This window comes from Dietzia sp. SLG310A2-38A2 (assembly GCF_014145095.1).
GTDB lineage: Bacteria > Actinomycetota > Actinomycetes > Mycobacteriales > Mycobacteriaceae > Dietzia.
In genome coordinates this window covers 1-6,386 of sequence record NZ_JAALDX010000174.1, presented here as the reverse complement: position 1 = coordinate 6,386, position 6,386 = coordinate 1, and the positions used below count along the sequence as shown (strand labels likewise).

General features: G+C 70.3%; 6 protein-coding genes. 3 read left to right on the top strand and 3 right to left on the bottom strand.

The features are described from left to right. Positions 1–176: 176 nt before the first annotated feature. Positions 177–2,096 carry a propionyl-CoA synthetase gene (locus G6027_RS06930; RefSeq protein WP_182636533.1) on the top strand — a complete coding sequence of 640 codons (1,920 nt, stop codon included), beginning with the start codon at positions 177–179 and terminating at the stop codon, positions 2,094–2,096. A gap of 113 nt (positions 2,097–2,209) precedes the next feature. On the opposite strand, the gene G6027_RS06925 is transcribed toward G6027_RS06930, so the two are convergent. The 3 genes from G6027_RS06925 to pdxH all read right to left on the bottom strand — a co-directional run bounded on the left by G6027_RS06925 (position 2,210) and on the right by pdxH (position 4,709). Beyond that, a complete protein-coding gene (locus G6027_RS06925; protein ID WP_179524671.1) occupies positions 2,210–2,566 on the bottom strand; it encodes an FKBP-type peptidyl-prolyl cis-trans isomerase in 357 nt (118 codons plus the stop codon). A gap of 31 nt (positions 2,567–2,597) precedes the next feature. Next, a complete protein-coding gene (locus G6027_RS06920; protein WP_182636532.1) occupies positions 2,598–3,887 on the bottom strand; it encodes a citrate synthase in 1,290 nt (429 codons plus the stop codon). Positions 3,888–4,043: 156 nt separating this feature from the next. Continuing rightward, entirely contained in the window at positions 4,044–4,709 is a 666-nt protein-coding gene (gene pdxH / locus G6027_RS06915) for a pyridoxamine 5'-phosphate oxidase (protein WP_182636531.1), read from the bottom strand. An 88-nt stretch (positions 4,710–4,797) separates the two neighbouring features. On the opposite strand from pdxH, the gene serC reads away from it, so the two are divergent. Together serC and sepH are read left to right on the top strand one after the other, a co-directional pair. Next, a complete protein-coding gene (gene serC / locus G6027_RS06910; RefSeq protein ID WP_182636530.1) occupies positions 4,798–5,922 on the top strand; it encodes a phosphoserine transaminase in 1,125 nt (374 codons plus the stop codon). A 167-nt stretch (positions 5,923–6,089) separates the two neighbouring features. Further along, a partial coding sequence (gene sepH / locus G6027_RS06905) for a septation protein SepH (RefSeq protein WP_182636529.1) occupies positions 6,090–6,386 on the top strand: 297 nt, incomplete at its 3' end.

The window sequence follows — 6,386 nt, the reverse complement described above, 5'->3', positions numbered from 1 at the left end:
GGCTGGCGGACGCCGTCGCCTCGGCTCTCATCGAGGTCCGGAGGCGTCCCCCCGAGCGGAGGTACGCGGAGCGGATGTCGCGCTATCGGGACCTCGGCCTGAGACTAGAGTGAACCGCGTCACAGGCCGTCGGCGCTGATCGGGGGCTTCACTCCCGCACGAGAGGGGCTCACCCGATGTCGGACTCCACGACCTCGTCGACCTACGCCGAGGCCCACCGGCTCTCGATCACCGATCCCGACGCCTTCTGGTTGGAGGCCGCCGGGGGGATCGACTGGACCACTCCCCCCACCACGGCGGTCGACGGCTCGCGGCCGCCGTTCTACCGCTGGTTCCCCGACGGCGAGCTCAACACCTCCTACAACTGCATCGACCGCCACGTCGAGGCGGGCCGGGGAGACCAGGCCGCCTACATCTACGACTCCGCCGTCACGGGGGTCAAAGAGACCATCACCTACTCCCAGCTGCTCGAACAGGTCGCGGAGTTCGCCGGCGCGCTCGCGGCCGAGGGCGTGGACAGAGGCGACCGGGTCGTCATCTACATGCCGATGGTCCCCCGCGCCGCCGTGGCGATGCTGGCCTGCGCCCGCCTCGGAGCCGTCCACTCCGTGGTGTTCGGCGGCTTCGCCGCGCCCGAGCTCGCCCTCCGGATCGACGACGCCCGGCCCAAGGTCATCGTCACCTCACACGGGGGCATCGAGCCCACCCGTAAGGTCCCCTACTTCCCGATGGTCACCAAGGCGCTCGCGCTCTCCCGGCACACCCCGGGCGCGGTGCTCGTGGCCGCACGCCCCGACCAGTTCCCGGACGAGACCTTCCCCGAGACGCCGGGCACCTCCTGGACGGACTGGGACGAGGCCGTCGCCGCCGCCGAGCCCGCCGCACCGGTGCCCGTCAAGGCGACCGACCCGCTCTACATCCTCTACACCTCGGGCACCACGGGCCTGCCCAAGGGCGTGGTGCGCGACAACGGCGGCCACGCGGTGGCGCTCGCGTGGTCGATGTGGAACATCTACGGGGTCCGGCCAGGGGACGTGTGGTGGACCGCCTCCGACGTGGGCTGGGTGGTCGGCCACTCCTACATCGTCTACGCCCCCCTGCTGGTGGGCGCGACGTCGATCATCTACGAGGGCAAGCCCGTCGGGACCCCCGACGCCGGCGCCTTCTGGCGGGTCATCTCCGAGCACAAGGCCACCGCTCTGTTCACCGCGCCCACCGCCGTCCGCGCCATCCGCAAGGAGGACCCGGAGGGCGGGGAGATCGCCAAGTACGACCTGTCGTCCATGCGCGCCCTGTTCTGCGCGGGTGAGCGCCTCGACCCGGACACCTACCACTGGGCGACGGAGAAGCTGGGCAAGCCCGTCGTCGACAACTGGTGGCAGACCGAGACCGGCTGGCCGATCGCCTCCAACCTGCGCGGACTCGACCCGATGCCGATCAAGGCGGGGTCCCCGACCGTGCCCGTCCCCGGTTACGACCTGCACGTCCTGGACTCCCACGGCAACCCCCTCCCGGCGGGCCAGGAGGGGAACCTCGCGATCAAGCTGCCCATGGCGCCGGGCACCCTGGCGGGCCTGTGGGACGACGACGAGAGGTTCATCTCCTCGTACATGTCCGTCTTCGACGGGTACTACTCGACCGGCGACGGTGGGTACATCGACTCCGACGGCTACGTCTACGTGATGGGCCGGACAGACGACGTGATCAACGTGGCCGGCCACCGCCTGTCGACGGGCTCCATGGAGGCCGTGATCGCCACCCATCCCGCGGTGGCCGAGGCCGCTGTCATCGGGGTGAAGGACGAGCTCAAGGGCCAGCGGCCGGTCGGATACGTGGTCCTCAAGTCCGGTCAGGTCCGCGACCCCGATGAGTTGCGCGCCGAGTTGGTGGCGATGGTCCGCGAGGAGATCGGCGCGGTGGCCACCTTCCGCGACTGCACGGTCGTGCAGGGCCTGCCCAAGACCCGCTCGGGCAAGATCCTGCGCAAGACGATGCGGCAGATTGCGGACGGTCAGGAGAACGTCACGGTGCCGTCGACGATCGAGGACCCGGCCGTGCTCGACGCCCTCACACCGTTCCTCCGGCAGGAGAAGTAGGGCCGGCAGGCCGTCCGCCACCCGCGGTCGCCCGCGCGACGGGCCAGGCACACACGACGACGCCCCGCCCCCCGGGTGGGGGCGGGGCGTCCGGCGACTCGTGGGCCGCCTCGTCAGGCCTCGAGCAGGTCGATCACGAAGACCAGGGTCTTGCCTCCGAGCGGATGCAGGGCCGCGGAGGTGCCGTAGGCCTTGTCCGGCGGGATGACCAGCTGGCGGCGACCGCCGACCTTCATGCCCGGGATCCCCTCCTGCCAGCCCTGGATGAGACCGTTGAGAGGGAACGTGATGGACTCGCCACGGTCCCACGAGGAGTCGAACTGCTCGCCGGTCTCGTAGTCGACACCGACGTAGTGGACGGTGACGTTGCCGCCGGCCACCGCCTCGGCGCCGTCCCCCACCGTGAGGTCCTCGCTGACGAGGTCAGTGGGCGCGGGGCCCGTCGGCCTGTCGATCTCGGGCTTGTCCATGGTGTCTCCTCCTGGAGTCCGGTTCCCGGGCTCAGCGCTGGCTGATCGGGGTGAAGCTCCGCTCGGCCGGGCCGGTGTAGACCTGGCGCGGGCGGTTGATCTTGGTGGACGGATCCTCCCGCATTTCGCGCCAGTGCGCGATCCATCCGGGCATCCGGCCGAGGGCGAACAGGACGGTGAACATCTCGGTGGGGAAACCCATCGCCCGGTAGATGAGGCCGGTGTAGAAGTCCACGTTCGGGTAGAGCTTGCGCTCGACAAAGTAGTCGTCAGCCAGCGCGGTCTCCTCGAGCTTGAGCGCGATCTCGAGGAGGGGGTCGTTGCTCTGCGACAGCAGCGCGTGAGCGTGCTTCTTGGCGATCTGGGCGCGCGGGTCGTAGCTCTTGTAGACGCGGTGGCCGAAGCCCATCAGCTTGACGCCGTCGACCTTGTTCTTGACACGGTCCATGTAGTCGGTCGCGTCCCCGCCCTCCGACTCGATCCGCTCGAGCATCTCGAGAACGGCCTGGTTGGCGCCGCCGTGCAGCGGTCCGTACAGGGCGTTGATGCCGCCGGTGATCGAGGCGTACAGCGGCGCCTCCGAGGAGCCGACCATGCGGACGGTCGAGGTGGAGCAGTTCTGCTCGTGGTCGGCGTGGAGCACCAGCAGCATGTCGAGGGCGTCGGCGACCTCGTCCGTGACCTCGTAATCCGGCCCGAACGTCATGCGGAGGAAATTGCGGACGTACCCGAGCGAGGGATCCGGGTCGAGGGCGTCGTGACCGGAGCGGATGCGCTCGATGGCGCCGGCGAGCGTCGGACCACGGCCCAGCAGTCGGGCGGTGGCCAGGTCCACGGCCTTGGGGTCATCGATGTCCAGGTCGTCCCCGTGGGTGCCGAACAGGCTCACGCCGGCGGAGAAGACGGGCATCGGGTGGGTGTCGCGCGGGAACGCCTGCAGCAGCGGCATCATCTGGCCGGGCAGCGCGGTCTCCCCGAGTACCTTCTCGGTGAACTCGGCGAGCTGGGCCTCGGTGGGGTCCTCGCCGTAGATGAGCAGGTAGGACACCTCGAGGAACGAGGCGTTGTCGGCGAGTTGGTCGATCGGGTACCCACGGTGGCGCAGGATGCCCTCGTTGCCGTCGATGTAGGTGATCGAGGAGGTACACGCGGAGGTGTTGACGAACCCGACGTCAAGGGTGGTCATCCCCGTCTTGGCCAGCAGCGAACCCAGCTGCACCGCGTCGCTTCCGCAGGTCGCTTCCACCACATCGAGTTCGAGCTCACCGCCGGGGTAGGACAGTGTTGCATTGCGGTCCGAACCGTTCGAGCCTGCGGTCACGCGATTCCCTCTCCGACGACTGGTCCCGGCGGCCATGTCCCGCCACGAATGTGCTGTGCCACACCCTACCGTGACGGTCGCCATCACTCCGAAGCGTGCTCCGGTCCGCTCCCCCCGGGCCCCGTGTACCGGGCGGCGCCGTGACATCGGCGCGCGTCAGGGCTGCAGTCGTCGGACCGTCCACCCCGCCTCGCCCCGGAGGCACTCGACCCGGTCGTGGAACCGGTCCCGGCCCCCCTGCCAGAACTCAACCCGGTCCGGGCGGAGGCGGTAGCCACCCCACCTGTCAGGCATCGGGATCTCGTCGACGTCCGCCAGGCGCTTCTCCGCGATCGCGTAGAGCGAGGTCAACTCCTCGACGGACGCCACCGGCTGCGACTGCTCCGACGCCCACGCCGCCACCTGGGACCCCCTGGGGCGCGTGCGCCAGTACTCGAGGCTGTCCGCCCGGTCCAGCGGACGGCACTCGCCCTCGACGTGGACCTGCCGCTCCACCACCAACCACGGGAACGTGGCCGACGCGTAACCGGACTGTGCCAACTGCGCGCCCTTGCGCGAGCTCGTCGTGGTGAAGAAGGTCAGGCCCCGCTCGTCCGCTCCCTTGCACAACACCGTCCGGGTCGACGGCCGACGGTCGGCACCGACGGTGCCGAGCACCATCGCGTTGGGCTCGCGCACCCCCCGGCGCCCGGCCTCGTCGAGCCACGAGGCGAACAGCGGCACCCAGTCGTCGTGCAGATCGCCCACGTCCAGGCTGGTGTGCAGGCCGTAGCCGACCCGCATCGTGTCGAAGTCGGCCGGTTCGAGTACGGGATCCTCCATGACCCAGACGCTACTCCGAGCCCGGCGCGCCCCCGACTAGGATGGTGCCGATCGAGAATCCCACCACAAGGAACGGCACCCCAAGAGCATGAGCGATCAGCTGCCCACCATCCCCGCCGACCTCACGCCCGCAGACGGGCGGTTCGGCTGCGGCCCGTCCAAGGTCCGCCCCGAGCAGATCGAGGCCGTCTCCGCCGCCGCCACCTCGGTGATGGGGACCAGCCACCGCCAGGCACCGGTCAAGGACGTCGTCGGCCGGGTCCGCGAGGGCCTGTCCTCCCTGTTCTCCCTCCCCGAGGGATACGAGGTCGTGGTGGGCAACGGCGGCACCACCGCGTTCTGGGACGCCGCGGCGTTCGGCCTGGTGCGCGAGAAGTCCCTCCACCTGACCTACGGCGAGTTCTCCTCCAAGTTCGCCAAGGTCACCGGGGGCGCGCCGTTCCTCGCCGACCCGATCGTCATCTCGGCCGAGCCCGGGTCGGCTCCCGAGCCCACCTCGGATCCGTCCGTGGACCTCATCGGCTGGGCGCACAACGAGACCTCCACCGGTGTGATGGTCCCCGTGACCCGCCCGGCGGGCTCGGAGAACGCGCTCGTCGCCATCGACGCCACCTCCGGTGCCGGCGGGCTGCCCGTCGACATCGCCGACGCCGACGTCTACTACTTCGCGCCGCAGAAGTGCTTCGCCTCCGACGGCGGCATCTGGGTGTCCATCATGAGCCCGGCCGCCCTCGAGCGCGTGGCCGAGATCGCGGCCACCGACCGCTGGTGCCCGGACTTCCTCTCCCTGCCCACCGCGGTGGACAACTCCTCCAAGAACCAGACCTACAACACCCCGGCCGTGGCCACGCTGCTGATGTTCGCCGACCAGATCGAGTGGATGAACACCCAGGGCGGTCTGGACTGGTGCGTGGAGCGCACCCGGGACTCGTCCTCCCGCCTGTACGACTGGGCCGAGGCCAGCGAGTACGCCACGCCGTTCGTCACCGACCCCGCGCACCGCTCGCAGGTCGTCGGCACCATCGACCTCGACGAGAGCATCGATGCCGCGAAGGTGGCCAAGACCCTGCGCGCCAACGGCATCCTCGACACCGAGCCGTACCGCAAGCTCGGCCGCAACCAACTGCGCATCGGCATGTTCCCGGCGATCGACCCCGAGGACGTCTCGCAGCTGACCCGCTGCATCGACCACGTGGTGGGCCAGCTCGGCTGACCCTCGACCGCGCCCCGCTCCGGGCGCACGCCCACGGATTTCCGCAGCCCACCCGGCCCGTCACCGCGCCGGGTGGGCTGCGCTGACCTACGATGGGTGGAACGCCCAGGACCCGGGTGCGCGCCGTTCGAGCCGCCCACGGGACCACGAGGAGTCGAGGAGGCGGTATGCGGAAGCTGAGGATCATCGGGGTGGACGCCGACTCGTCCGTGGTCGAGTGTGAGCTCCCGGACTCGGGCGAGACGCTGGCCCTCCCCCTCGACGACAGGTTCCGCGCTGCCGCGCGGGGGGAGTCCGTGCCCCCGGAGGACTCCCGGCGCATGCCCGTCACGGGCACGTTGCGCCCGCGCGAGATCCAGGACCGCATCCGCCACGGCGCGTCCCCCGAGGACGTCGCCGCCGACGCCGGGGTCCCGATGTCCCGGATCGAGGGTTTCGCTGTCCCCGTGCTCCTCGAACGCGCC